At 42.7% G+C, this 26946-nt stretch carries 19 protein-coding genes and 2 pseudogenes; 9 read left to right on the top strand and 12 right to left on the bottom strand.

Annotated elements, in window-relative coordinates; genetic code table 11:
- Window positions 1-88: 88 nt before the first annotated feature.
- Entirely contained in the window at window positions 89-3820 is a 3732-nt protein-coding gene (locus tag LG307_RS03925) for a S8 family serine peptidase (protein WP_404448341.1), read from the top strand.
- 40 nt (window positions 3821-3860) lie between these two features.
- On the opposite strand, the gene LG307_RS03920 is transcribed toward LG307_RS03925, so the two are convergent.
- Entirely contained in the window at window positions 3861-4106 is a 246-nt protein-coding gene (locus tag LG307_RS03920) for a hypothetical protein (protein WP_404448339.1), read from the bottom strand.
- A gap of 373 nt (window positions 4107-4479) precedes the next feature.
- Between LG307_RS03920 and LG307_RS03915 the strand changes: the two genes are divergently transcribed.
- Window positions 4480-8193, top strand: a complete 3714-nt coding sequence (locus LG307_RS03915; RefSeq protein ID WP_404448338.1) for a S8 family peptidase — start codon at window positions 4480-4482, stop codon at window positions 8191-8193.
- Window positions 8194-8438: 245 nt separating this feature from the next.
- On the opposite strand, the gene LG307_RS03910 is transcribed toward LG307_RS03915, so the two are convergent.
- The 3 genes from LG307_RS03910 to LG307_RS03900 form a co-directional block, all read right to left on the bottom strand.
- Window positions 8439-9683: a helix-turn-helix domain-containing protein gene (locus LG307_RS03910; protein WP_404448336.1), complete on the bottom strand. Its 1245-nt coding sequence runs from the start codon at window positions 9681-9683 to the stop codon at window positions 8439-8441.
- A 114-nt stretch (window positions 9684-9797) separates the two neighbouring features.
- Window positions 9798-11186, bottom strand: coding sequence for a sensor histidine kinase (locus LG307_RS03905; protein WP_404448334.1), 1389 nt, complete (start codon window positions 11184-11186; stop codon window positions 9798-9800).
- Window positions 11179-11865 (bottom strand): response regulator transcription factor, encoded by a 687-nt coding sequence (locus LG307_RS03900; RefSeq protein ID WP_404448332.1) that lies wholly within the window; start codon window positions 11863-11865, stop codon window positions 11179-11181. Before LG307_RS03900 ends, LG307_RS03905 begins: the two co-directional genes overlap by 8 nt.
- A gap of 177 nt (window positions 11866-12042) precedes the next feature.
- Here LG307_RS03900 and LG307_RS03895 point away from each other — a divergent pair, with 177 nt between their 5' ends.
- Together LG307_RS03895 and LG307_RS03890 are read left to right on the top strand one after the other, a co-directional pair.
- Window positions 12043-14250: an MMPL family transporter gene (locus LG307_RS03895; RefSeq protein ID WP_404448330.1), complete on the top strand. Its 2208-nt coding sequence runs from the start codon at window positions 12043-12045 to the stop codon at window positions 14248-14250.
- Window positions 14251-14649, top strand: coding sequence for a hypothetical protein (locus LG307_RS03890; RefSeq protein ID WP_404448328.1), 399 nt, complete (start codon window positions 14251-14253; stop codon window positions 14647-14649).
- Between the two features lie 64 nt (window positions 14650-14713).
- Here the strand turns inward: LG307_RS03890 and LG307_RS03885 are convergent.
- Window positions 14714-15043: pseudogene (locus LG307_RS03885) on the bottom strand (M4 family metallopeptidase); the annotation flags it as partial.
- A gap of 159 nt (window positions 15044-15202) precedes the next feature.
- Between LG307_RS03885 and LG307_RS03880 the strand changes: the two are divergent.
- Window positions 15203-15799, top strand: a pseudogene (locus LG307_RS03880) (TasA family protein).
- Window positions 15800-15843: 44 nt separating this feature from the next.
- Here LG307_RS03880 and LG307_RS03875 read toward each other — a convergent pair.
- The 4 genes from LG307_RS03875 to LG307_RS03860 all read right to left on the bottom strand — a co-directional run bounded on the left by LG307_RS03875 (window position 15844) and on the right by LG307_RS03860 (window position 19949).
- Window positions 15844-17070, bottom strand: a complete 1227-nt coding sequence (locus tag LG307_RS03875) for a helix-turn-helix domain-containing protein (RefSeq protein ID WP_404448326.1) — start codon at window positions 17068-17070, stop codon at window positions 15844-15846.
- A 562-nt stretch (window positions 17071-17632) separates the two neighbouring features.
- Window positions 17633-18475, bottom strand: coding sequence for an STAS domain-containing protein (locus LG307_RS03870; protein WP_404448324.1), 843 nt, complete (start codon window positions 18473-18475; stop codon window positions 17633-17635).
- Window positions 18476-18619: 144 nt separating this feature from the next.
- Window positions 18620-19609, bottom strand: coding sequence for an HAAS signaling domain-containing protein (locus tag LG307_RS03865; RefSeq protein WP_404448322.1), 990 nt, complete (start codon window positions 19607-19609; stop codon window positions 18620-18622).
- Window positions 19596-19949, bottom strand: a complete 354-nt coding sequence (locus tag LG307_RS03860; RefSeq protein WP_404448320.1) for a PadR family transcriptional regulator — start codon at window positions 19947-19949, stop codon at window positions 19596-19598. The genes LG307_RS03865 and LG307_RS03860 overlap by 14 nt, the downstream gene beginning before the upstream one ends.
- A 162-nt stretch (window positions 19950-20111) precedes the next feature.
- On the opposite strand from LG307_RS03860, the gene LG307_RS03855 reads away from it, so the two are divergent.
- The 3 genes from LG307_RS03855 (at window position 20112) to LG307_RS03845 (ending at window position 23697) form a co-directional block, all read left to right on the top strand.
- Window positions 20112-20573, top strand: coding sequence for a hypothetical protein (locus tag LG307_RS03855; RefSeq protein WP_404448318.1), 462 nt, complete (start codon window positions 20112-20114; stop codon window positions 20571-20573).
- A 130-nt stretch (window positions 20574-20703) separates the two neighbouring features.
- On the top strand, window positions 20704-21771 hold the full coding sequence (locus LG307_RS03850; protein ID WP_404448316.1) for an AI-2E family transporter: 1068 nt from the start codon (window positions 20704-20706) through the stop codon (window positions 21769-21771).
- A gap of 189 nt (window positions 21772-21960) precedes the next feature.
- Window positions 21961-23697, top strand: a complete 1737-nt coding sequence (locus LG307_RS03845; RefSeq protein WP_404448314.1) for an ABC transporter ATP-binding protein — start codon at window positions 21961-21963, stop codon at window positions 23695-23697.
- 44 nt (window positions 23698-23741) lie between these two features.
- Here the strand turns inward: LG307_RS03845 and LG307_RS03840 are convergent, their stop codons facing one another.
- Both LG307_RS03840 and LG307_RS03835 read right to left on the bottom strand, forming a co-directional pair.
- Window positions 23742-24305, bottom strand: a complete 564-nt coding sequence (locus LG307_RS03840) for a Uma2 family endonuclease (RefSeq protein ID WP_404448312.1) — start codon at window positions 24303-24305, stop codon at window positions 23742-23744.
- A 301-nt stretch (window positions 24306-24606) separates the two neighbouring features.
- A complete protein-coding gene (locus tag LG307_RS03835) occupies window positions 24607-26061 on the bottom strand; it encodes a YdiU family protein (RefSeq protein WP_404448310.1) in 1455 nt (484 codons plus the stop codon).
- Window positions 26062-26223: 162 nt separating this feature from the next.
- Here LG307_RS03835 and LG307_RS03830 point away from each other — a divergent pair, with 162 nt between their 5' ends.
- Window positions 26224-26736, top strand: coding sequence for an acyl-CoA thioesterase (locus tag LG307_RS03830; protein ID WP_404448308.1), 513 nt, complete (start codon window positions 26224-26226; stop codon window positions 26734-26736).
- Between the two features lie 29 nt (window positions 26737-26765).
- Here the strand turns inward: LG307_RS03830 and LG307_RS03825 are convergent, their stop codons facing one another.
- Complete coding sequence (locus tag LG307_RS03825) at window positions 26766-26939, bottom strand: ATP-binding protein (protein ID WP_404450372.1); 174 nt, start codon at window positions 26937-26939, stop codon at window positions 26766-26768.
- Window positions 26940-26946 lie beyond the last annotated feature (7 nt).

The following is a 26946-nucleotide window of genomic DNA, read 5'->3' as shown; positions in this document are numbered from 1 at the left end:
GAATTCCCGCTCTACTCTACTCTACCTACCGACCAACTTCTAAGAATTACATAGTCTATCAAACAACTATCAGAACAGGAGAATGCACATGCGAAAGCTAACACTCAAAACTTTCTTTATAGCAATTATCGCTGTCTTCATGCTTGCCACTTCCCTTTTTCAAGGCCAGGCACTTGGGGCAGCCACCAAATCTACAACTGCTAATGAACCAACCATCGTTAACGATCAACTTGGAACTGGCGATACCAAAATCACCCTAATAACCGGGGATATCGTTCATGTAACCGCTCTGCCAACTGGACAAAGTGTCATTAATGTAGAACCTGCCGAGAACAAGGGTGATGGAATTCGCGTCATCACAGTCGGTGACGACACATATGTGTACCCAAACGCTGCGATGCCTTACCTAGCAGAGGGAAAGCTTGACCACAACCTTTTCAACATTACAAAACTAGTAGAATACCAATTTGATGACAAAAACAGCAACACAGTCCCTGTCATCGTTGAATACGAGGAAAATAAAGCAAGAGCAGCTTCCACAAAAGCAGCTCCAAAAGGCGCAAAGAAACAGCGTGAACTTAAAAGTATTAACGCTGCTGCCTTAGAAACAAACAAAGAAGAAGCAACAACTTTCTGGAATGATGTGCAATCAGAAAAGACGGACGAATCTAAACCTGAATCTGTTCAACTTAACTATGCAATTGAAAAGATCTGGTTGGATGCTAAAGTCGAAGCAACCCTTCACCAAAGCGTGCCACAAATTGGAGCGCACACTGCTTGGGAATCCGGTCTAACCGGTGAAGGCATCAAAGTTGCCGTACTTGATACCGGGATTGACCCGACTCACCCTGACATAGCTCCACAACTGGATGAATCAGTAAGCTTTGTGCCTGGTGAAGAAGTGCAGGATAAAAATGGACACGGCACACACGTTGCCTCTACTATCCTCGGAACTGGCGCTGCTTCTGACGGCCAAAACAAAGGTGTGGCACCGGATGCTAGATTACTAGTAGGAAAAGTGCTGGCCGATAACGGGAGCGGGCTTGCCTCTTGGATCATCGAAGGAATGGAATGGGCAGCTCAAAACGCAGACGTCGTTAACATGAGTCTTAGCAGCTCTGTCGGAAGTGACGGCACGGATCCGATGGCGGAAGCTGTCAACACTCTAACAGAAGAACATGGAACATTGTTTGTCATTGCAGCAGGTAATGCTGGTGCAGAAGGCAGTGTTGGCTCTCCTGGTTCAGCCGATGCAGCTTTTACTATTGGTGCTGTTGATAAAGCGGACAAACTTGCGAACTTCTCTTCCAAAGGACCGCGACTTGGTGACATGGCATTAAAGCCTGATGTTACCGCACCTGGAGTAGGAATCATGGCAGCGCGCTCTCAATACTCATCAGGAACAGGTTCTTATAAAAGTTTGAACGGTACATCCATGGCAACACCTCACGTAGCAGGTGCAGTGGCGATTCTTTTACAACAAAATCCTGAAGCCACACCTCAAGAATTAAAAGAAACACTGATGAATACAGCGAAAAAACTACCAAACTACCAACCGTACCATATCGGTACTGGACGCATTGATATCGTAAAAGCGTTAAATACAGACATAAGAGCAACAGGCTCCGTTTCATTCGGTTTCTTCCAATGGCCGCATGATGAAGCGACACCTGTAGAGAAAACAGTTACGTACACAAATGAAAGTGACCAAGACATCACCCTTGATCTTGAAGCTACTTTTGCAGATGCAAATGGCAATGCGGCTCCTGAGGGCATGCTGACATTGGCACAAACAACCGTTACTGTTCCGTCTAATGGAACGGCTGACGTTCAAGTAACAGTAGACCCTGCTTACGGAGAAAGCGGTCAACGCTACCAAGGTCATTTAACAGCAAGTGCCAATGGAGAAACTGTGGTCCACACAACCATGGCTACGATAAAAGAAGATGAAAGATACACACTAACATTGAATGCTACAGACCGCGATGGCTCACCTGCCCTTGCATATGTTGTGATGTTTAACGAAAACATGCAGCCAGAATCTATCGCAGTACCAGGAACAAGAGAGCTTCGCCTGAAAAAAGGCACTTACTCCGTGATGTCAATGATGGACGTGGATGTGAATACGGACCATAGAGGGGTTGCCCTTGTCGGTGATCCAGAAGTGGTTCTCGATGGACCGAAGACGGTGGAATTGGATGCAAGAAAAGCCAACGAAATCACAGTCAAAGTTCCTAAGAAAACAGAACCGATGTATCAGCGTATGGAATACTACCAGACGATGGGAACAGGTACAGTACACAGTGTCTATCTAATGCCTGTATGGGTGGATAAACTTTACGCAGCACCAACTAAAAAGACAGAACTTGGAGAGTTTGAATTTTTGACACGCTGGCGCTTAACAAAGCCATACCTGACCATCAATTTCAAAGGCAAAGAACTTGATGATATCGTGATGCCTGGAAGTACTCTACTAGAAGGAAAACATAACTTAAAGGCAATCTATGCAGGTGAAGGAGCACAAGCAGACTACGATCGCTTGAATGCAAAAGGTAAAGCTGTAGTAGTAGATCGCAGCAAAACAATCAGTGCGTCCGAACAAGCCGCAGCAGCTGTTGCAGCAGGTGCAAAGCTATTGATCATTGCCAACTATGAAAATCTAGAATTCAACGAATCTGTTCATACACCAGAATATACGGATATCCCTCTGACGGCTGCGGCTATCAGTAAATCAGAAGGTGACAAACTGATTAAAGCAGTTCGTTCCGGAAATGTGAAATTGCAAGTCGAAGGAACAAAGGACTCACCTTACGCCTATGACCTTGATTATGTCCATCAAGATAATGTTCCGAAAAAATTGGCATACGAGCCGAAGAATAAAGATCTTGCAGTTATTGAAACAAATTACAATTCCCATGTGGAAACAGATGGTGGAGAGTTCCGATTTGACATGAGACCGTACACAAGACGAGCAATCGGATTCCAATACAAAATTTCCTTCCCTACTACAAGAACGGAATATGTGTCTGCCACAAAGGATACGTATTGGTATCACCAGGCAACAGTCCTAGATGAAACATGGCAGATTCGTCAGCCGCGGGTAGTTTATGAAAAAGGACAAAAACTTGTAGAAAATTGGTTCTCACCAGTTGTTCGCCCAGCTTTAGGAGAAGGCTACTGGGCTCCTAAACGCCAAGGGGACTCTTTACAAATTAACGTACCAGCATACGCAGATGCAGGTTCAGGTAATACAGGTGGCACGGAGTATGATGTTTCTGTCCAAAATCAAACAACCACACTATTCAAAGGGGACACACTCATCCGTGAAGGAAAAGGTCAAGCTGTCAATGGCTTTGGTGTTCTAACGGATGAACTGCAAGAGTTCCGAGTAGTAACAGAGGCAAAACGTGACGCTGAGCGTTGGGATACTTCCACTAGCACGAATACAGAATGGATTTTCAAAGCAAAAGAAGAGATAGAACCTTGGCAATCTCCGCTTCCATTCCTTACGTTGAATTATGGCGTAGACACGGATGTGAACGGGGCTGCATTGCTGAACAGACCTACCAACCTTTCCATCTCTGTAGAAAAAGTGAAAGATGCTATCGGCTATGGAAATGTGGACGGTGCATCACTTGAAGTTTCCTTCAACGAAGGGAAAACATGGAAGAAAGTAAAACTGAACCGCAACGGGGACATGTTTACAACATCCATCACTAATCCTAAATCTGCAACATCCGTTTCTCTGAAAGCATCCGCATGGGATGACAAAGGCAACAAGATCACTCAAGAAATCATTAAAGCATACGGACTTCGTTAACGTTAAACAAATAGTGGAGCATGGTAACCTTCAATGGTTTCTATGCTCCATAACTATTTTCATATAGCAAAAATGGGAATGCTTCTTCTTCCAAGTATTCATAGTACTTTTCTTTTTGATTCGAAAGGTAGAATATATGCATCTTAAAAATATGGATAAATGTTGTAGCGCTTGAGGCTTCAGTAAGCTCAAGTGCATCTTCCACCAGCGCAAGAAGTTTTTCCTTAGAGGTCTTTCCTTCTTTCGTCAAGGCGTTGACATAGCCTTCTAAAGAACCAACGCACAACGGGTCAGCCCCCTTTTTAGCCTCCTCCTTCCTCAAAACCCCAACTCACCACCCCTTATTCAGTACTTTTGAAACATTCCAGAGCTAATTTCCGACCGCTTTTCCGCATTCCTCTACTTTTAAATGGTTCTCCAGACCTACTCAAAACACCATTTGTCAACACACTCACACAGCCCTTACAATTCAATTAACCTCGCATCACGAATCATCACCCAAATTACTACTCTTCAAAGATTAACAACTAAAATCTTGTAACAAATTCCCACACAAAACATACTAGGAGGTGAATTCCCGAACTATTCTACTCTACCCATCTATCAACTTCTAAGAATTACATAACCTATCAAACAACTATTAGAACAGGAGAATGCACATGCGAAAGCCAACACTTAAAACATGCTTTATAGCAGTCATCGCCGTTTTCATGCTTGCCACTTCCCTTTTTCAGGGACAGGCACTTGGGGCAGCCACCAATTCCACAACGGCTAATGAACCAACCATCGTTAACGATCAACTAGGAACTGGCGAAACCAAAATCACCTTAATTACCGGGGATATCGTTCATGTAACCGCTCTGCCAACTGGACAAAGTGTCATTAATGTAGAACCTGCCGAGAACAACGGGGATGGAATTCGCGTCATCACTGTCGGTGACGACACATATGTGTACCCGAATGCTGCGATGCCTTACCTGGCAGAAGGTAAGCTTGACCACAACCTTTTCAACATTACAAAACTAGTAGAATACCAATTTGATGACACCAACAGCTCCACGGTTCCTATCATCGTCGAATACCAAGAGACTAAGGCAAGAGCCTCTTCCACAAAAGCAGCTCCAAAAGGCGCAAAGAAACAACGTGAGCTTAAGAGTATTAACGCTGCTGCTTTAGAAACAAACAAAGAAGAAGCAACAACTTTCTGGAATGATGTACAGTCGGAAAAAACCGACTCTACACAACCAGAATCCGTACAACTTGATTATGCAATTGAAAAAATTTGGTTGGATGCTAAAGTCGAAGCAACCCTTCACCAAAGCGTGCCACAAATCGGAACGCACTCTGCTTGGGAATCCGGTCTAACTGGCGCAGGCATCAAAGTTGCCGTACTTGATACGGGTATTGACCCGACTCACCCTGACATTGCTCCACAACTGGATGATTCAGTAAGCTTTGTGCCTGGTGAAGAAGTGCAGGATAAAAACGGACACGGCACACACGTAGCCTCTACTATCCTCGGAACTGGTGCTGCTTCTGAAGGGCAAAATAAAGGTGTGGCCCCAGATGCTAGATTACTAGTCGGAAAAGTGCTGGCCGATAACGGATCCGGGCTTGCCTCTTGGATCATCGAAGGAATGGAATGGGCAGCTCAAAATGCAGATGTTGTTAACATGAGTCTTGGAAGCTCTGTCGGCAGTGACGGCACAGATCCGATGGCACAAGCTGTAAACACACTGACAGAAGAGCATGGAACATTATTCGTTATTGCAGCTGGTAATAACTACGGCGAAGGAACAGTCGGATCTCCAGGTGCTGCGGATGCTGCGCTTACAATCGGTGCAGTAGATAAGTCAGACAAACTGGCAAGCTTCTCCTCCAAAGGACCAAGACTTGGGGATATGGCATTAAAACCTGATGTTTCCGCACCTGGAGTAGGAATCATGGCCGCTCGCTCTCAATACTCATCAGGAACTGGTTCTTATAAAAGTTTGAACGGTACATCCATGGCAACACCTCACGTAGCAGGTGCAGTGGCGATTCTTTTACAACAAAATCCTGAAGCCACACCTCAAGAATTAAAAGAAACACTGATGAATACTGCGAAAAAACTACCAAACTACCAACCATACCATATCGGTACTGGACGCATTGATATCGTAAAAGCGTTAAATACAGACATAAGAGCAACAGGCTCCGTTTCATTCGGTTTCTTCCAATGGCCGCATGATGAAGCGACACCTGTAGAGAAAACAGTAACGTACACAAATGAAAGCGACCAAGACATCACCCTTGATCTTGAAGCTACTTTTGCAGATGCAAATGGCAATGCGGCTCCTGAGGGCATGCTGACATTGGCACAAACAACCGTTACTGTTCCGTCTAATGGAACTGCAGACGTTCAAGTAACAGTAGACCCTGCTTACGGAGAAAGCGGTCAACGCTACCAAGGTCATTTAACAGCAAGTGCCAATGGAGAAACTGTGGTCCACACAACCATGGCTACGATAAAAGAAGATGAAAGATACACACTAACATTGAATGCTACAGACCGCGATGGCTCACCTGCCCTTGCATATGTTGTGATGTTTAACGAAAACATGCAGCCAGAATCTATCGCAGTACCAGGAACAAGAGAGCTTCGCCTGAAAAAAGGCACTTACTCCGTGATGTCAATGATGGACGTGGATGTGAATACGGACCATAGAGGGGTTGCCCTTGTCGGTGATCCAGAAGTGGTTCTCGATGGACCGAAGACGGTGGAATTGGATGCAAGAAAAGCCAACGAAATCACAGTCAAAGTTCCTAAGAAAACAGAACCGATGTATCAGCGTATGGAATACTACCAGACGCTGGGAACAGGTACAGTACACAGTGTCTATCTAATGCCTGTATGGGTGGATAAACTTTACGCAGCACCAACCAAGAAAACAAAACTTGGAGAGTTTGAATTTCTAACGCGCTGGCGCTTAGCAAAACCATACCTGACCATTAATTTTAAAGGAAAAGAACTGGATGATATCGTGATGCCTGGTAGTACCCTTTTAGAAGGAAAGCATAACTTGAAGGCAATCTATGCCGGAGAAGGAGCACAAGCAGACTACGACCGTTTGAATGCAAAAGGTAAAGCAGTTGTGGTAGACCGCAGCAAAACGATCAGTGAATCCGAACAAGCAGCTGCAGCAGTTGCAGCAGGTGCAAAGCTATTGATTATCGCAAACTATGAAAATGTGGAATTTAATGCTTATGTAGGGGAAGTGCCTCTTACTGCCGCTGCTATCAGTAAGTCAGAAGGAGACAAACTAATTAAAGCGGTTCGTTCCGGAAATGTGAAGTTACAAGTCGAAGGAACTAAGGATTCACCATACGTCTATGACCTAGATTATGTACATCAAGACAATGTTCCGAAAAAATTGGCATACGAGCCTAAGAACAAAGACCTTACAATAATTGAAACAAATTACAATTCCCATGTAGAAACAGATGGTGGAGAGTTCCGATTTGACATGAGACCGTACACAAGACGAGCAATCGGATTCCTATACAAAATTTCCCTCCCTACTACAAGAACGGAATATGTGTCTGCCACAAAGGATACGTATTGGTATCACCAAGCAAAAGTCCTTGATGAAGAATGGGAAATTCGCCAGCCACGTGTAGTTTATGAAAAAGGACAAAAGCTTGTTGAAAATTGGTTCTCTCCGGTAGTTCGCCCTGCATTAGGTGAAGGATATTGGGGGCCAAACAGACAGAATAATTATTTACAATTTAATATACCTGCATGGGCAGATGCAGGATTTGGGAATACTGGTGGTACCGGTTATAATAACTCTGTACAAAACCAAACGAATAAATTATACCAAGGTAGCGAATTGGTAAAAGAAGGAAAAGGTCAATCTATAGCAGGCACCATAATTGCACCAGAAGAACGGACTCAATTCCGATTAGTTTCAGAAGCGAAACGCGATGCAGAACGCTGGAACACATCTGTTCGCACCCACACTGAATGGACTTTTTGGACTGAGAAACAAGAGTCATTTAGAACAGATTTACCGTTTCTTTCACTCAATTATCAAGTTGACACTGATGTAAACGGTGATGCCTTGTTAAACAGACCAACCCAACTACAGATATCTGTAGAAAAAGTAAAAGATGCCATTGGCTATGGAAATGTGGATGGAGCAACACTTGAGGTATCCTTCAATGAGGGGAAAACATGGAAGAAGGTAAAGTTAACCCGCAATGGGGACACATTTACAGCTTCCATCACCAATAACAAATCCGCAACATCCGTTTCCCTAAAAGCATCCGCATGGGATGACAAAGGCAACAAAGTCACACAAGAAATCATTAAAGCGTACGGACTTCGTTAATAATATATTATTGATAGTTAGAATCCATAGCTGGTGATTGGAGCGAAAGGCGAAGACTCCGGCGGGAGGTAGCGGTAGACTTGAGACCCCTGAAGCGTTGTGAGGAGGTTAAAGCACCGCCCCGCGGAAAGCAAAGCCTGACGCGGAGATAAATAGCGATGTTAAATGAAGTTCACAAAAAAGTGGAGCATGGAACCTTCAATGGGTTCCATGTTCCACTACTATTTTCATATAGGATATCACTCTCACACAAACTGATTGTTACGACGGAATTTGTTGATCACCGGCGTAGCAAAGCGGTTCGCTTTTTCCATATCATTCTTTTCCATATAATAATCAAAAAGAACGACCGCATAGTGCTCAACCAGCAGCATATAGCCTTTTTCTTTAAAGTATGGGAATGCTTCCTCTTCCAAATACGCATAATACATATCCATTTGATTGGAGAGATAAAAATAATGCATCTTAAAAATGTGGATAAATGTAGAAGCACTTGAGGATCTAGATTGCTCCAACCCTTGTTCTACGAGTGATAAGAGTTTTTCCTTGGAGGTCTTTCCTTCTTTCGTCAAGGCATTTACATAGCCTTCTAAAGAACCTAAATAATTTGGATGACTCTTTTCTCGTGCATCCATCGATTTTTTATAAAATTGACCGGCTTTACGGTATTCCGCATTTCTTAAATAGAGATAGGCAACATTGTGATATAGCATGGCCTTTTGATGCTCGAGCCCGTAATCTTCTGTCATTTCTATTAATCTATGATATTCCTGACTTAACGTAGGATGGTCTTCTGATTGCTCTAATTGAATGACCATGAGCATTTCTGATTCTATGATACGCGAAAAACTGCGTATTTTAGTGAAAAATTGAAGGGCTTTGTTGGCATGGAAAAATGCCAGCACTCTCGAGTTGAGTGAGTGATATACAAGAGCCAAATCATAATAGTACTCTTGATTAGGGTAGTGTTCTAAGTTAATTTCTTTCAGGCATGCGAGTGCCTCTACGTAGTTATTCTTCACAGATAAGTGGTAGGCTCCTTTTACATGTAAGAGCAAATTCTTTTCATAAGGGGTCAGGTCCGTCCAGACTGACATTTCTTCTATCAAACCGTCCGCCATTCTTCCTTTGCCAATAAATAGATAGTATCTAGTCAAGAGGAGGGTATATAAGCGATAAAAATCCTGCATATGTAAAAGGTTGAAGCCCTCAAGCTGGCGTTTCACAGAGACCACTCTTGGCTTAAGTTTTTTTACAATAGCATCCTGCCACTCTTTCAATAGCTGTTCTATTTCCCTATAATTCTCTATTTCTGCTTCCATCTCAATTCCAAGCCGCTTGCATAAAAAATCAATCGTCTCACCGGAAACCTCCGTCAGGCCCCGCTCTATCTTGCTGATGTGGGTACTGGAACAAATTCCATCTCCTAAATCTTTTTGCTTTAATCCCTGAAATTCCCGATAAAATTTGATAATCTTACCTTCCAGCATGTTGTCATCCCCTGTGAAAATCATATAATTTTTTATTATCCTATCACAGTTCGTTTACGGGTGACAGACAGCTTCTCCCAAATGAAACAAGTCGGACATATGACTACTCCACTCCTACCTCTCATGATCCGACTCTTGCTTCATCAATGGCAATGCAAAACTAAACACCGTTCCTTCTCCGACCTTACTTTCTACTTTGATAGTTGTTCCATGTAAATCCATGATGGATTTCACAATGGACAGGCCGATCCCAATGCCTGTCTTGCCGGACCTCGCTTTGTCGGTTTTATAGAACCGTTCCCAGATGCGCCTAAGATTTTCTTCACTTATTCCCTCACCGTGATCCAGAATTCTTATAACGACTTCCTCTTCCTCCTTTTCCAGAAACACTTGAATGTCTTGGTGAGTGGATGACACCTGAATGGCGTTTTGCAAAAGGTTGATGAGTGCCTGTTCGATTCGGTCTCTGTCAGCAACCACCATGATTTCCTGATTGTCAGGAATGAGCTGTATCTCCAATTTCTTATTGGCAAGATGAGGTTCAAGCTTCACAGCAATCAACTGCAGCTGCTTCGTCAAATTATAAGAAGTGGGCCTTAACGTCACTTGACCAGCCTCCAACTGCGACATATCAAGGGTATCATTGACAAGCTTGATGACTCGCTCCGTTTCATCCTTCATCAATAGGTAAAATTCTTTTCGTTGATTGGCTGGAATCGTATCATCCAACAAGGCAATCAAAAATCCTTTAATAGAAGTGAGTGGTGTCCGTAAATCATGGGAAACGTTGGCGATAAAATCTTTTCTCGTTTCCTCCAAGGAATTCAGCTCTGCTGCCATATGATTGAAACTTTCTCCAAGTTGACCAATTTCGTCTTTAGACGCTATCTGTACAGATTGTGAGAAATCCCCTTTTGCATATTTTAAAGCGATCTCGTTCATATCCCTTAACGGAGCAGTTATTTTGGCAGAAAGAAACCATATGATGATGCCCGCAATGGCAATGGTAATGGCAAATGTAAGCAATATCATATACAAAACCTGCTGATAGGCATGGCTTAAATCATGAAAAATCATCACCATAGTCAATTCGCGCTCTATTGGCGAAGCAATCACATAACTTAAATCCCCGTTAGTCCAGCCCCCTTTTGCAACATACTCTCCGGACTTTGCCTTTTCTAATAACCCCTTGTCTATCTCCTCATGTTCAAAGGACCCATTCTTAAAGATCCTCTCCCCATCCACATCGAATAAATAAACATGAAAGTCTTTTTCAACTAACGTCGGTTCAATTGCGACCATTGTCTCTTCTTCCGTCCACCCAAACTCTTTTCTTGCTGTGAGCAACTCGGTAATCTGTTGTTGTTGATGGGTATAGGTTTCCTCAAAATCCTCATAAAGATCAACATGAAACAGATATAAAAAGATAAGTCCAAAAATGATAAACAAACTCGAGATGATCAACGCATAGATAAAGAATAGTTTATAAAATATTTTATTCATGAAGCTTCTCCTCAAATCGATAACCTACACCGCGGATAGTTGTGATGGACCACGCAGAACCACTAGAAGCTAGTTTGTCCCTTACCCTTTTAATATGAACATCAATGGTTCGCGGATCTCCATCAAAATCATAGCCCCAAATTTTGTCTAACAGTTGTTGCTTTGATAAAACTTGATCATGATGATAGGAAAAATAATAAAGCAACTCTAGTTCCTTAGGGGCAAGCTTTACATCCTTGCCGCCAATTCTCAACCTGAACTCTTGCAGGTTAAGCATGAACTCTTTTAAATGAATGATATCCCTTCCCTGATGGACCGGTGTCACTCGTCTTAATGCAGCCTTTACTCTTGCAGTCAATTCATTGGGATCAAAGGGTTTGACTATATAATCATCAGCCCCGAGCTCCAGTCCCTTTACGATATCGTAGCTTTCCCCTTTTCCCGTTAGCATAATTATGGGGATGACAGGGTCATCTAGACGGATCAACTTGCATACTTCCCAGCCGTCCATTTCCGGCAGCATCAGATCCAAAATGATACAGTCAGGGTTTACCTCATCATACAGCTCTAGTGCTTGTTCGCCATTACCTGCCAGAACGGTTTCATACCCCTGTTTAGACATATACATCTGAATAATGGACCTTATATTAATATCATCTTCTACTATTAATATTTTCATGATTGTTTCCTTTCCACAAAATACTCCTTACCCCATTATTTCATAAAAATGTTAACAAAGCGTTAACACATCAAATTGCATTTTTCGTTAACATTTCATTAACATTCGAATGCTATTCTTGCATCGTTCCTATACTGTTAAGCACTATTAATAAACGAATAGAGAAAGAGGGTACTTATGAAAAGAATAGCAAAATACGCATCTCACAGAAAAGGAGTTTGGGTGATTCTGCTTGCTTGGATCATCCTTACCGGTGCTTTGAGCGCAGCCCCTTCTGTCAATGACTACAAAGTGAACACGGGAGAGAACGACCTGCCTAAAGAGGCACAATCCGTTGTTGCAAGTGAAAAATTCAACACTTACTTTCCCGATGACAATGGGCTGTTCGCATTACTTGTATTTTATAACGAAGAGGGATGGAATACACAAAGCTATACAGAAGTGGATGAAATCAGCAAATGGATGGTGGAAGATTCCACACTGAAAACCATTCAATCTGCTGTCCCATTCCATCAATTTCCGGAACAGGTGAAAAAAGATTTCTTATCGGAAGATGGGACAACACTTGTTCTCCCTTTATTTTTAAATGATAATTTGGAAATGGACGAGGTCAATGATACCGTTCAATCCATTGAAACATTTACTGAGAACGCATTAACGAATGGAACGATGGTGATAACCGGACCTGCTGGAATCGCATCTGACACCATTGCCATTTTTTCCAATGCCGATCTGGTTTTATTATTCTCAACCATTGCATTAGTACTTATCTTACTGATTGTCATTTATCGTTCCCCATTGCTTGCGATTATACCGTTGGTGGCTGTCGCTTTTGTCTACCAGGTTGTAGATCGCGTGCTTGGACTTTTGGCGAAAAATGAAGTGTTTACCGTGGAAGCACAGTCTATCTCCATTGTGATGATTCTTTTATTCGGGGCAACGGTTGACTACAGTCTTTTTGTTTTTTCCAGGTTCCGTGAAGAATTGAGGAAACAGGATGACAAACATGAAGCAATGCGAAAAGCGGTACGCGGAATAGCAGAGCCTCTTATTTTCTCAGGTGGAACCGTTTTTGCCGCCATGCTTGTATTGTTATTGGCAGACTATGGTCCGTATAAAAGCTTTGCACCTGTATTCACCATTACCATTGCCATCGTATTAGTAGCAGGACTTACCTTGATTCCCGCATTATTCACTATATTCGGCCGCAGAGCTTTCTGGCCGTTCATCCCTAAAGTAGGGGAAGAAACATTAGAGAAGAATCGCTTTTGGGGTAAAGTTGGCGGGTTTGTCACCAAAAGACCTGTTCTTGCAGGGGGGATTGTCCTAGTCTTTTTACTTTTAAATGCTTCTCAACTGTTCCATGCCAACTACTCTTATAATATTATCCAGTCTTTCCCGGAGGAGATGAAATCCAGGATGGGGTTTGAACAACTGGAAGAAAAATTCCCAGCCGGCGAACTCGCTCCTGTAAATGTGTTGGTGGAAAAGGAGTCCGACTTCACGTTTTCTAGCAGTGAACTTGATGCGATAGAAGCACTGAACGAAAGTTTCACCGGAATGAATGGTGTTTCCAGTACCACTCTTCCCGAAAAAGAAATTGTCGCTACCGGTGGCCTAGAAGGAAGTCGCATAATAAGTGAAGATGGTAGGGCAGTAAAGTTTGATATCATCTTAACGATGAATCCTTATGAGAAGGAAGCAATGGACCTTCTTTATAAATTAAACGAGTCAAAAGAAGAAATATTAAAAGAGAGCGGATTGGACACGGAGGAATATAACATCTATTTTGCCGGGGAAACCGCTGCATCTACTGATATACGGTCCACTAATGACCGTGATACAATAATGATAGTAATCGCTGTAACCCTTGTTATTTTCGGGATGTTGATTTTCCATACACGCTCGTTGGTAGCACCAGTTTACATGATGATCACTATATTGCTATCGTATGCTTCTGCACTTGGCTTAAGCTGGTGGATTTTTGATACATTCATAGGATTTGAGGGGATGAGTTATCGAATACCGCTTTACGCATTTGTTTTCCTTGTAGCTCTTGGAGTCGATTACAACATTATGCTCATATCAAGAATCAAGGAAGAGAATCGCTACTTCTCCATCAAAGAAGCGACAAGACGCGGTGTGGCATTGACAGGCGGGGTCATTTCTTCTGCAGGGGTCATTCTAGCCGCAACATTCGGCGTATTGATGACACAACCTATCCTCGAACTATTTATGTTTGGATTTATTGTTTGTATAGGTATTTTAATGGACGCCTTTCTCATAAGGGGCATGCTGGTGCCGGCAATTGTAACACTATTGAACAATTGGAACTGGTGGCCTTCAAAAGCCATAGAACAAAAGAATCAAAAGGAGAGAGAATAAATGAACAGAACCAAACTGTTAATCCGTTTTTCTGCGCTTTATGCGGTAGTCGGCGCATTCATAGGAGGGCACATGGCAGGTGCCGGCTCTTATGCATTCCGTGCCATCCATGCTCATATACTTGTTGTGGGCTGGCTTTCCTTGTTTGCATTTGCCGTCTTTTATGCCTTGTTTGCCATTCCGAAAACATCCAAACTGGCTACCTTCCACGTGTGGTCAGCAATCCTTGGTAGCTTTGGACTCACAGCAGGGATGTGGATGTACTTCTTGAAACCAGGTGCACTACCAGAGACATTCACCCTAATCTTTTATATTGTGGGTGGCACTATTTTAATGATTAGTTTCATTCTCTTTGCCCTCATGACACTCGCCTATGGAAAAGTAATAAAAGACAAATAAAAGGACAAGTCCCCCTGCTACAGTTTCGTAGATTAGAGGGACTGTCCTTTTTTATAGTTTAAGATTAGTGAACTCCAACCGCATCATACGCTGCCATAACTGCTTGCACTTCTAAAGATGGTGCTCCATTTCTGTCAGGATGAAGATCTATAGTAGCCTGGATTGCTGCTTGACGCATTTCCGCAAAGCCTGATGATGGTGTTAGGTAAAGTGTCAGGGCACGGTAGAAAATCTTTTCTGTCTTCGCTTTTCCGATTCCATTTACCGTTACATCATAATGTGTACCGCCGTCTGTGATAAGTTGTGCGGCTTTATTATTAATACTGGAGTTGATGTGAACTCCGCCTCGGTCCAGCTCTCCTAAGTAGTAACGCTTATCGTAATGATCTGGGTAGTAGCCGTCTTCTGTGTAGCCACCGACGACTAATAGAAAAGCGGAGCCTTCTTTAGTACTGGCTAGATTTACTAGGAAACCGATATAAGGAATCGTAAAATCAGCGTACTTCCCTTCAATCTGTTCCTCTGTAACATAGACAGGGTTTGGAGCATTGTTATTATCCCCTTTTGTTTGATAGATCTCTTTGCCATTCAATCCCTTGACATTTCTTTGATTGGCGCAGGTACATATGCGTATTTCAGCGACACAGTGGTAACAAATAACACATTTGCAGTAGGAACATTGGACTTATCTGTTAATCCGGAAACGATCGTGAACGTTCCTAACTTGAAACCTGGAGATGAGATCGTACGTGAGTTTGACGTAACGAACAATGGAACCTTGGACATCTCTAAAATCCTATTAGATACAAGCTACACAGTGAATGATGCTTAATTGAACGGGGCAGCTAATGTAGAGGATCTTGGACATCACATTAAAGTAACGATTCTTAACAACCAAGCAAATGCAAGTGTTCAAGTAGCCGAAATGACTCTTCATGAACTTCAAAACGAAACACCAGACTTAACAACAATTGATAATTTCGTCGGTGGCGGCCAACGTCCTGACGGATTGAAACCAGGGGAAACGGACAAGATTATTGCCTACTTCGAATTTGTGGACAACGGTGAAGACCAAAATGAATTCCAAGGTGACTCCTTAGAACTTGAATGGAAATTTAATGCCCACCAAACAGAGGGCAGTGAACAATAATAATCAAAAGCCCGCACAATTTTCCTGTGCGGGCTTTCCTGTCTCTATATATACAAGGATACCTCTGTCGCTTTCTCGTGATTATTACTTCCAATATAATGAAGAAACAATAGCTTGCCGTACCGTTTCATCAATGGTACGTGCTTACCAGAATAAAATTGAGGGAGGGCAACTTCTTCCATGAAGGTATAATAGGCCTCATAGTCTTCCTCGACACGCAGCTTCAATAATTTAAAGAGCGTGATATGTAACGTATTCCTGCTTTCTTTTGCCTTGTTCGCACCGTCCTTAATGAGTCTCTGTAGAACACGCTTCTTAGCTAGCTTTCCCTCCATACAACTATCAACAAAGTTATACAGTCTCACCAAGTAGCTATTTGAATTTTCTCCAGCAAGTGACAGAGCCTCTTCAAAATAAGTCTTCGCTTCCTCATAGAACCCCCTATTGTAGTATTCATATCCAAGATTGTTCAGTAACAGGCCTTTATTTTCTTCCAACCCATATTGTTCACAATTACTGATCAAGTCCTTATATCTACCCACAATATAATGAAAATCACTGTACATATCCCCGCTCAACTGTAATAACATCAACGCTTCTGCCCTGTTCGTTTGCATATAATTGTTCGTTTCCTGAAAGTGACGCAATGCTTTATCTACATAAAAGAAAGACATCACCTTAGAATCAATTAAAAAATATGCTGTACCCAAATGAAAATAATACTCTTTATTTCCATAATCCTTTAGATCAATCTGATTTAATACACTGATTGCTTTCTGGTGATCTTCACTATTAAAAGAAGCTAAATAGTAAATTCCCTTCACATGGAGGTACAAATTATAATCAAACGCCAGCATATCCGAGTACTCTTTTTCTACTTTACTAATAATTGAGAATGCGGACTCTACTTCATTTCGATACAAATGGTACCTTGCCATCAAGAGTTGATAGCGCACCGCATACTTTGAGGCATGAACAATAGTAGATTCCTCAAGCTCCCTTTTTAACTCCTCAATCTCGGTTTCTCGTCGCAAGATAAGCGCATTATGCCAATTTCGCAAAAGCAACTTAACCTTTTGCAGATAAGCCAACTCATCCTGAATATTAATATTCAATCTATTGGAAAATAAAGCAATGATCTCTTTAGAATATGCTGTCTTTCCTCGCTCAATCTTACTCACATGAGTTGTCGTGCATATCCCTTCTCCTAATTGAGTCTGAGTAAGTCCAGCTCGTTCTCGATAAAACCTGATTATTTCTCCCACAATCATGTTCATGTCCCCTTTTGGCAGCAATTAGCTAAAATTGTTGTATTAATAGAATTAAAGAAAACTAACCAAATCCCTCTTGGGGTTATTTTTCGGGAAATAAGTCCTGAAAATGACGATAACCTACCCCATTTGCTATCACACGATGTCGAAATAAATCAAGCAATAGGAGAATAGTCGGAAGTTGAGGACAGAAAATTGGGGCAATAGCTGAAAGGGAAGCCATTTGCGGGAATCAACACGTGTTTATCAGACCATAGAACAAAATCGTTAATGCGACCTAAAACCACGTCCCAAGAAAGAGTTTAATCTCTTGGGACGTTTCTCGCTTTTCGCATACCTTTAAAATATTGGCCTTGGCCGGATCTTGCCTATGCGCTTCATCTTTGACATTTCAATGAAATTTCATTTTCACCAAGGTCTTCATAACGGTGATGAGGACCTCTCTCCTCCCTTTTCCTCGTCACTGAGGTCTTCATCTCAACGAATACATCATTCCATTATTTTATAATTTCTTTAATAATAAAAAAAGAATCCGGGAACCCTTTACAGGTTCCAGAATTCTTTAAACTTCCTGCGCAACAAGATACTTCCTCAACGTCTGCTGCAACGTACCATGTGTCTCCGCATGCTGATGGAAAGTCACACCCATGCTGACCATCTTCCTCACAAGCTCTGCACGTAAACCAGTAAGAACCGCCTTGCACCCCATCATCGAAACCCCAGTCAGAATATCCTCAAACTTTGCGATAACGCTCTGTTCCATAGCTGTCACACCAGAAAGATCTAAAACAAGTGTCTGTAACTTCAAGTTCGAAATCTCTATCAAGGCCTTCTCTTCAATAATGCGGATTCTATAATCATCCACATGTCCAATTAAAGGCAACACCGCAACAGTCGAACTAACAGGAATAATAGGAACAGATAAATGCTCCACCAGCTTCCTTTGCGAACTGATTAAATCGTCTTTGTAATTGGAATAACTGAGGAAAAAGCTATTTAAAAAGAAGTCGATATTGTTATTGATTCTCTTCTCCATTTCAAAGAAATCATCTTGAGAGAGGAACTCCCCTCTTTCCTCAATATATTTATTTAAGTATTTCCAAAGCGTTCTTCTGATCGCTTGAACCCATTCAAGCTTAAATGATAGGGTTAGGGAATCGGAGTGTTTCGCCCACGCAACCCCCTCCTGTTCAGCAAAAGCAATAACTTCCGAGTCTTTCTGCTCCACCACTCGTTGAATCAAAGTTTGAGCATTTTTAAGAAGATCGATATTCCCCTTTTGCAAAATATCATTGATTTTCGATGCGACATTTACAGCCTCTGACAGCAGAGTTGCCTCGAACTCATCCTTATGGTCCTTTAGGTAACTGGTAACCTCTCCATTGCTGACAAATTTCACATTCATAAAATAATCCCCTTTATGTATATTTATTAATTCCTACTTCTATAAAAAGTTAAATAATCCTCTTTCATTCGACAAAAAAACAAGGGAGTCTAGCTTTCTTTGCCAACTCCCTTGCACCCATCATATATTCTAATTGATGAAATATCAACGTCTTGCTTTTTTAATGCCTTGATAAATATCAGATATCGAAGAAACGAGAAATATCAATACCGCCAACCAAAAAACTAAATTAAGCTGGTGCGTAAAGCCAAACCTCTCTTGAAAATAGTCGAAGAACGCTGGATTGAATACAGTTGTGTTTCTGAACACGAGGATGAATACAGCAAGGGACCCCATATGGACGACTGCATTTGCCAATGCAAGCTTCATTGTCCACTGACCAAGCTTCCATTTATACGCTACCAAACCAAGCTCCAAAAAGATTACCAATATAACCAGTGGCCAGAAGGAAATCAATTGCGATTGATTGAACAGCGGTGTGATAAGCTTTAGACCTTCTTCCCCTTTTTCATAGATTCCCAGCAGATTATTGGCGTTAAAATACCCTGCTACCCAAATGGCCGTCCAAATTAAACTGCCGAACAATTCAACCTTCGTGATAGCTTTTTCCTTAGGAATATATGGAACATCTTTAAGGTCGTCAGGAGTCCATTCCTTCCAGCTGGACGTAATTGGGTTGGTTTTATTGGATGTATCGTATCTTTCCACAATTGCAAATGTGACAGTGATCCAAAAGAATGTCTGCATTCCTGCCCCTAAACTGTTCCAAGTCGCATCTCCTATGATACTCAATAAGGACGAAATCACTTCTCCTTCTCCGCTGTAGGAAAAAACATGGCTGAATGTCACGGCTAAAAAGGAAAAAATCATCGCAATCGGAATGATCAGCTTTAACAAACTAACATACACATCAAAAAATCGAGGCCCTATCAAATGCATCGGTTTATCCAGATAGCCGCTGGCAAGTTTAGCAGGATGCCCAAGCTCGGACAATACTGCTTTTACCTCTTCCTCCTGAGGGTCATCCGGCAACATATCCTCAATGGTGGATCGTAATTCCAACCCGATATCCTCCCGCTGGCGTTCAGGCAGCCTTCTTGTCACCTCCTGAATATATAACTCAATCAGTTTCATTTTCCTCATTCTCCTCCCTTAGTAAAATCGCTAATTCCTGAGACGTTTTCTCCCATTCCTTTTTCAACTTCTCGAAAATCTCTATACCATAATCACTCAAAACATAATACCTGCGGGGCCTGCTCTCCGTTTTGTCCCAACTACTCGTTACCAGTTCCTGCTTTTCTAAGCGCCTAAGCAACGGATAAAGTGTACTTTGCTCAATGGTGATCCCACTTTTTTCAAGCAATTGCACTAAAGAATATCCATATTGCGGAGTTCTCAATTGGCTTAAAACCGCCAATGTCAAAGTCCCCCGCCTTAATTCTGTCGTCAATGACTGCAACAATCCATCGCTCATCTGCTCACCTCTTTTTATACTATATGTCGTACAGTATGTTTTATACTATGTATCATACAGTATGAAAGTGTGGGAAGTAAAGCAATTATTTAAATTTGTATGTCTACACCTCTTTTCCGTAGGCGCATATACTATGTAATTAATACTTCTAGGAGGTACATCATGTTTTATCCTTACTACTTTTATCGCCAAACATTGGATACCTACGGGGCTAAAGGTGCTCTAAATGCCGCATCATTAACTCTTCCAGAAATACTTACTTATACATTGCAGGATGAATATCTCGCTCAAGCACGCTACAACCGGATCCTTGGCACCTATGGATATATCCGTACTTTTGCAAGAATACAAGAGGCCGAACTGCGCCACATTAGTGCCCTGCTGCCCTTATTCCAACAATATCAAGTTCCTGTTCCGCAAGACATCTCCCCACAGTTCGTCACCACACCTCCATCTATAAAAGATGCCTATGCAGCTGGCGTGGAAGGTGAAATCGAAAACATTGGCATGTATGAGAAATTCCTAGCTTTAGACATTCCAAATGATATGAGAATTGTATTTACCAGGTTACGAGATGCGTCGGTCAATCATTTGGCTGCTTTTGAAAGGGGACTTGCGAGGTAATGACAAAAGGGACAGGTAAATGTCATCTGTCCCTTTTTAAATCAATACATAGTGAACGATTCACACTACCCGTTTCATCCACCTCTATTCTAGGGAATAACCATACTATTACTTTAACTGGAGGAATATCATGTGGATCAGACACCCGTTCTTTAAATATGCAACAGGTATCATTCTAGTATTATTAATCGTTTTTCTATTAAGTGAAGTGCAATTTATAGTAAATCCAATAATCAGCTTCATCACAACCCTGTTCTTCCCTATCTTGTTTGCAGGCTTTTTATTTTATATCCTAAAGCCTCTCGTGAATCTCCTCGCAAAGTCAAAGTATATACCGCGTACTTTGGCTATCATTCTTGTATTCTCAGCTATTATTGGAAGTGCGGTTTTAGGCGGCTTTTCCGTTGGAGGAAAAATCGAGGAGCAGGTCGTCCAGTTTGCTGAGGACTTTCCGGCTTTTCTTGAAAAAAATGAAGAACAAACAAAAGAACTGATGGATGACAATAGCTTAGGTCTCATCTCTTATGTGGAAGCCAAAAAGAGAGGACTAGCCTTTTTAAAAGAACAGTCTCAGCGCATCGGAGAAAACGTATCTACCATCATTTCCTCCATCACCAACTTTGTGACCATCCTTGTGGTCGTCCCGTTCATCTTGTTCTATTTTCTAAAGGATGGCCATAAACTCTTGCCCTTTATCTTGAAAATGCTGCCGAATAAGCACCATGACGAAGGCAAGAGATTGTTGACCGATATCGACAAAACTTTATCCACCTACATTGGCGGGCAGATGATCGTGGCATTGGTTAACGGCTTTCTCATGTACATAGGCTATCTCATCATCGGATTGGATTATGCCTTAGTGTTGGCCCTGTTCATTGTGATTACCGCTGTCGTCCCCATTATCGGTCCTGCATTAGGAGTACTGCCCGCAGTGATCATCGGATTGATGACAGATCCATTTATGGTCGTGAAAATCTTGATACTGTTGGCAGTCGTCCAGCAGATTGAAGGAAATCTGGTATCCCCGCAAATTATCGGAAACAAGCTGTCCATTCACCCTTTAACAGTCATCCTGCTTCTTCTGGCAGCAGGAAAGCTGTATGGGTTTATCGGAATCCTGTTGGCTGTCCCGGTGTATTCGGTGTTGAAGGTTGTGACGAAGAATCTGTATGAAGTTTATCGGCTGCGAAGGGCATAGGTGCATATCGACTTCGAAAGGGAATCAGACCACTGATTCCCTTTTTTGTCTTTCATTTGATTCTTGATATACTATTGTCAACTTAAAAATTGGAAACATGTTCCTCAATCTGTCACAATGATAGAGGAACTTACTTGTCTTAAAAACGTACAATTATCAAACAAACCTTTTTAAAGGAGATCACAATAAATGGAACCAGCCAAAAATAAAAATTTAAAGAAATTCATCTCTCTCATTCTGTCGACCAACATTCCCAAAGTTGCACTGACACTCGGGTTAGTTGGCAGCCTTATCACCACAATGGTCGGATTAACCATTCCATTGCTCACTCAGCAACTTGTCGACGGCTTTTCCATGGAATCGCTCAGTGTCGGACTGATTGTTGCCATTGCGGCTGTCTTTATTGTCCAAGCTGTTATTGACGGACTTTCCACCTACTCCCTCGCTTATGTTGGCCAAAGCATCGTGGCCGGCCTTCGCGAAAGAATGTGGTTCAAACTCATCCGCCTTCCTGTCAGTTATTTTGACAAAAAGACAAGCGGAGAATCGGTCAGCCGTGTGGTTAACGACACCGGGATTGTAAAAGATTTAATCTCACAGCATTTCCCTCAGTTTATTACTGGGATCATCACCATTATCGGCGCCGTTACCATCCTCTTTATCATGGATTGGAAAATGACCTTACTTATGCTGATTTCTGTTCCTGTAACGACGCTGGTCATGATCCCACTTGGTACGAAAATGGCGAAAATTTCTCGTGGCATGCAAGATGAAACGGCCAATTTCACCGGCAGCGTCCAGCAAACATTAAGCGAAATCCGTCTCATGAAAGCATCCAATGCTGAAACGGCTGAGGAAGCAAAGGGGCAGTCAGGCATCCGTACGCTTTTGACGTTTGGTCTACGAGAAGCGCGCATCTTTGCCATCATCGGACCGCTTATGTATATGGTCGTCATGCTCGTTATCGTGGTCATTATCGGGTACGGCGGAATTCGTGTATCTGAAGGAACCATGACAACCGGAGCACTTGTTGCATTCCTGCTTTACCTGTTCCAAATAATTTTTCCAATCACATCCTTTACAATGTTTTTCACCCAATTGCAAAAAGCAAAGGGTGCGACGGAACGAATCATTGATATCCTGGAAATTGAAGATGAGCCAGGACAAGTGGGCTTGGCGGCCGATATCACCAATCAACCTGTTTTTGTTAAAGGTGTGTCCTTTGGATATAACGAGGACGAGCCTATCCTGCGCAATGTCTCATTTGACGTAGAGCCCGGCATGATGGTGGCCTTTGCAGGACCAAGCGGCGGCGGAAAAAGTACTCTATTCGGTTTGCTTGAGCGTTTTTATGAGCCAACAGACGGGGAGATTTTCGTTGGCGCTTTGCCAATCCGCTCCTTATCCATGAAAGCTTGGCGCCAGCAAATCGGGTATGTCTCCCAGGACAGCCCGATGATGGCCGGAACCATCCGGGATAACTTGACGTACGGCTTGGAAAATAAGGATTCTTTGACGGATGATCGCTTATGGGAAGTGGCCAAGATGGCTTATGCCGATCAGTTCATTCAAGATTTTCCAAAAGGACTTGATACCGAAGTGGGAGAACGCGGGGTCATGCTATCAGGTGGACAGCGTCAGCGTATCGCAATTGCCCGTGCCTTTTTGCGAGATCCAAAAATCTTGATGATGGACGAAGCAACCGCGAGCCTAGATAGTCAATCAGAAGGAATTGTGCAACAAGCGTTGACCAGACTGATGGAAGGACGGACGACATTTGTCATCGCCCATCGACTGTCTACGATTGTAAATGCGGATAAGATTATTTTCATTGAAAAAGGTGAGATCACCGGGATGGGTACTCACCAGGAGTTAGTGGAGTCGCATAAGCTGTATCGCGAGTTTGCCGAGCAGCAGCTGACTTAAAGGGAAATAAGGAAGGTCAAGGATGGGGTGTCCTTGACCTTTTTTTATTGGAAGATATGTTCTAGTTCAAGATGAAATCCACTTAAAAGCTTTGAGGTAATTGTCCCTAGATCTGTTTTTATAGCATATTGTTCATATACTTCCTCTTTGTTAAGGGAGTAGATTATGATGGAATCAAGCATTGGATTTACGATCCAGTATTCTTTTACTCCATACTTCATGTAAAGATTAAGCTTTGTAATAAGATCATGAGATTGATTGGAGGGGCTTAAAATTTCAACAATCATATCTGGTACGCCAACGTATTTTGTATCCGTGAATCCACTTTTATCACACATTACCGCTAGGTCGGGAATGACTATTTTAGTCCCTTCCATGCCTTCTTTGGAAAGTTCAATATCATAGGGAGCAGCAAACACTTCACACTTGTCAGCCTTCTGGGTGAGATAATTGCTTAATTTTACTAAAAGCCGTCCTGATATGCGTTGGTGTTTGGTGGACGGAGATGGAGACATGAAGATAGAGCCATCTATATATTCGTACAGATGGTCACTTGATTCGCGGATTTCATAATATTCTTCTATGGAGGTAAATGACTCTTTTGACATGAGTTCACCTCTGATGATCATTTTATGGTTATTATATTATCTGGAAACTGGCTAGAGCGAGATGCTTGTTGCATTTGGTTGTTGAGACCGCCTCTCTGCTACCGTTTTTGCTGTTCCCCTTGCTTTTCGGGCGGAGAGACCGCCTCTCTACTACCGTTTTTCCGGTTCCCCTTGTATTTCGGGCGGAGAGACCGCTTCTCTGCTACCGTTTTTCCTATTCTCTTGGCTTTTCGGGCGGAGAGACCGCCTCTCTACTACCGTTTTTGCTGTTCCCCTTGCTTTTCGGGCGGAGAGAGGCTACCTACGTCCCACAATACGTCCGGTAACCAGCCGACACACCAGCACCCGGCGCCACACAATAATCCACCTGATCATCCGAATAAGCAAACGGATCACGCAATACCCTCACCAAATTCTCCATCACACCATAATTCCCATGCTCCACAGCCGCTTCCAAAGCAGCTTCCACCCGGTGGTTGCGCGCGATAATAGAAGGATTGCTCTTCTGCATCAGCTCCCGCACAACTTCCGCACTTTCAGACTGCCTTCCTAAACGCTCCTGCCACAACGAATGCCACTCACCAAAAGCTGGCCTTTCTACCAAGTCCAGTTCACCCAACGTCAACTCACGAAACGTATTCGTAAAATCCGCCTTACTTTCCTTCATCACATCAAGCAGCCCCTGCACCAACGCTTCATCCCCAGCTTCTTCACCAAACAACCCTAGCTTCTCACGCATACCTGCCAGCCAGTGCCCTTTGTACAAATCGGAAAACGTATATAGCTCCTCTTGCGCCAACTCAACAGCACGCTTTTGATCCTCATCGAACAACGGCAACAATGCTTCTGCAAAACGTGCCAAATTCCAGCCACCAATTCGAGGTTGGTTCTCATATGAATAACGCCCCTGCACATCAATCGAGCTGAACACAGTCGCCGGGTCGTATACATCCATGAACGCACATGGCCCATAGTCAATCGTTTCCCCGCTGATTGTCATATTGTCAGTGTTCATCACGCCATGAATAAAACCGACCAACTGCCATTTCGCAATCAACTCCGCCTGTCGCTCCATCACTTTTCTAAAAAAGCCAAGATAATCTCCAGCTTCCAATTCTGGATAATGACGCTTCATTGCATAGTCCGCCAACGCTTGCAACTTCTCCATATCTCCCCACTGCGCTGCAAACTGAAATGTTCCAAAACGGAGATGACTGGATGCAACGCGGGTCATCACGGCTCCAGGCAACAGACCTTCACGCAACACCTCTTCTCCCGTCGTAACAACTGCCAGGCTACGCGTTGTCGGTATCCGAAGCCCATGCATTGCTTCACTTATAATGTACTCGCGCAACATCGGCCCTAAAGTCGCACGACCATCTCCACCTCGGGAATATGGAGTACGTCCTGACCCCTTCAACTGAATATCAAATCTTTTCCCACTTGGAGTAATTTGCTCCCCAACCAACAATGCACGACCATCCCCAAGCATCGTAAAATTGCCAAACTGATGGCCCGCATATGCTTGGGCAATTCCAGAACCACCCTCTGGAATCGTATTGCCCGCAAAAACGTTTAAACCATCCGACGCCTTTAATGCATCCACACGAAGTCCAAGTTCTTCTACCACAGATTCATTAAACACAATCAACTTAGGCGCTTCCACTGGATTTGGCTCCATATTAGAAAAAAACAGTTCAGGCAATGATTCATAGCTATTATCAAACTTCCAACCAATTTTACTTACTTTGCTCATCAAATCCCCTTCTTTTTCATCTGTCTTGTTGTTGCTTCTATTATACCCTCTAGGACTGCAATTTTAATAAAGGAAGCTCACCGAAAAAACAGTTCACATTTTGGCAACAAGGAAAATAATGCTAAAATAACTTCATCTACAACAAATTGAAGGAGAATCCCAATGAACAAAACCTGCAAAGATACCCGTGTCATTCGAACCAGCCGAGTGTTTCCAAACGACATTAACAACCATAACACCCTGTTCGGAGGCAAACTGTTATCTGACGTGGACATGCTTGCCTCTATTTCTGCAGCCCGCTTGTGCCGCTGCGAATGCGTAACAGCTTCGATGGACTCGGTGGATTTCCTATCGCCAATCCGACCGACAGATGCTGTAATTTTTGAATCATTTGTAACATGGGCCGGGAATTCTTCCATGGAAGTCTTTGTCAAAGTGACAGCGGAGGATTTAACAAAAGGTACCAAGAACATTGCAGCGACAGCCTTTTTAACGTTTGTGGCACTAGATGATCAAGGAAAGCCTGCTCCAGTACCTTCTATCTCACCAGAAACAGAAGAAGAGTTGTACCTAAACAAAACCGGGGAAGAACGGGCAAAAGCACGACGCACTAGAAGAGCAGAATCCAAAGCGCTAGCTTCCAAGCTGACAAGTGGATTTTCAGAACAAAAATAAGAGAGTGCTCACTATCCCAGCACTCTCCTCTATTCCATCACATTTGCTGCAAGCTTCACTTCCGCTGTCTTTTCCAGTGTAATTCTTGCACCCGTTCCTTTATTCAATTCACTCTCATAATTAAGAGGGCCATTATGATTTTTTATAATTTTATTTGTAACAAGCAGGCCTAAGCCTGTTCCTTTTTCTTTGTTGTAAAAAATGGTTTCC

It is taken from the genome of Sutcliffiella horikoshii, from assembly GCF_044809035.1.
Lineage (GTDB): Bacteria > Bacillota > Bacilli > Bacillales > Bacillaceae_I > Sutcliffiella_A > Sutcliffiella_A horikoshii_G.
Note: the sequence above shows the minus strand (reverse complement) of the source record. Positions and strands in the feature narration are given on the sequence as shown.

Coding starts and splice junctions, on each gene's coding strand:
- LG307_RS03830 (WP_404448308.1), top strand. CDS start 26,224: ATGAACAAAACCTGCAAAGATACCCGTGTCATTCGAACCAGCCGAGTG.
- LG307_RS03910 (WP_404448336.1), bottom strand. CDS start 9,683: ATGCTGGAAGGTAAGATTATCAAATTTTATCGGGAATTTCAGGGATTA.
- LG307_RS03860 (WP_404448320.1), bottom strand. CDS start 19,949: ATGAGCGATGGATTGTTGCAGTCATTGACGACAGAATTAAGGCGGGGG.
- LG307_RS03905 (WP_404448334.1), bottom strand. CDS start 11,186: ATGAATAAAATATTTTATAAACTATTCTTTATCTATGCGTTGATCATC.
- LG307_RS03835 (WP_404448310.1), bottom strand. CDS start 26,061: ATGAGCAAAGTAAGTAAAATTGGTTGGAAGTTTGATAATAGCTATGAA.
- LG307_RS03925 (WP_404448341.1), top strand. CDS start 89: ATGCGAAAGCTAACACTCAAAACTTTCTTTATAGCAATTATCGCTGTC.
- LG307_RS03895 (WP_404448330.1), top strand. CDS start 12,043: ATGAAAAGAATAGCAAAATACGCATCTCACAGAAAAGGAGTTTGGGTG.
- LG307_RS03870 (WP_404448324.1), bottom strand. CDS start 18,475: ATGAATGTGAAATTTGTCAGCAATGGAGAGGTTACCAGTTACCTAAAG.
- LG307_RS03855 (WP_404448318.1), top strand. CDS start 20,112: ATGTTTTATCCTTACTACTTTTATCGCCAAACATTGGATACCTACGGG.
- LG307_RS03900 (WP_404448332.1), bottom strand. CDS start 11,865: ATGAAAATATTAATAGTAGAAGATGATATTAATATAAGGTCCATTATT.
- LG307_RS03890 (WP_404448328.1), top strand. CDS start 14,251: ATGAACAGAACCAAACTGTTAATCCGTTTTTCTGCGCTTTATGCGGTA.
- LG307_RS03875 (WP_404448326.1), bottom strand. CDS start 17,070: ATGATTGTGGGAGAAATAATCAGGTTTTATCGAGAACGAGCTGGACTT.
- LG307_RS03845 (WP_404448314.1), top strand. CDS start 21,961: ATGGAACCAGCCAAAAATAAAAATTTAAAGAAATTCATCTCTCTCATT.
- LG307_RS03865 (WP_404448322.1), bottom strand. CDS start 19,609: ATGAAACTGATTGAGTTATATATTCAGGAGGTGACAAGAAGGCTGCCT.
- LG307_RS03915 (WP_404448338.1), top strand. CDS start 4,480: ATGCGAAAGCCAACACTTAAAACATGCTTTATAGCAGTCATCGCCGTT.
- LG307_RS03840 (WP_404448312.1), bottom strand. CDS start 24,305: ATGTCAAAAGAGTCATTTACCTCCATAGAAGAATATTATGAAATCCGC.
- LG307_RS03850 (WP_404448316.1), top strand. CDS start 20,704: ATGTGGATCAGACACCCGTTCTTTAAATATGCAACAGGTATCATTCTA.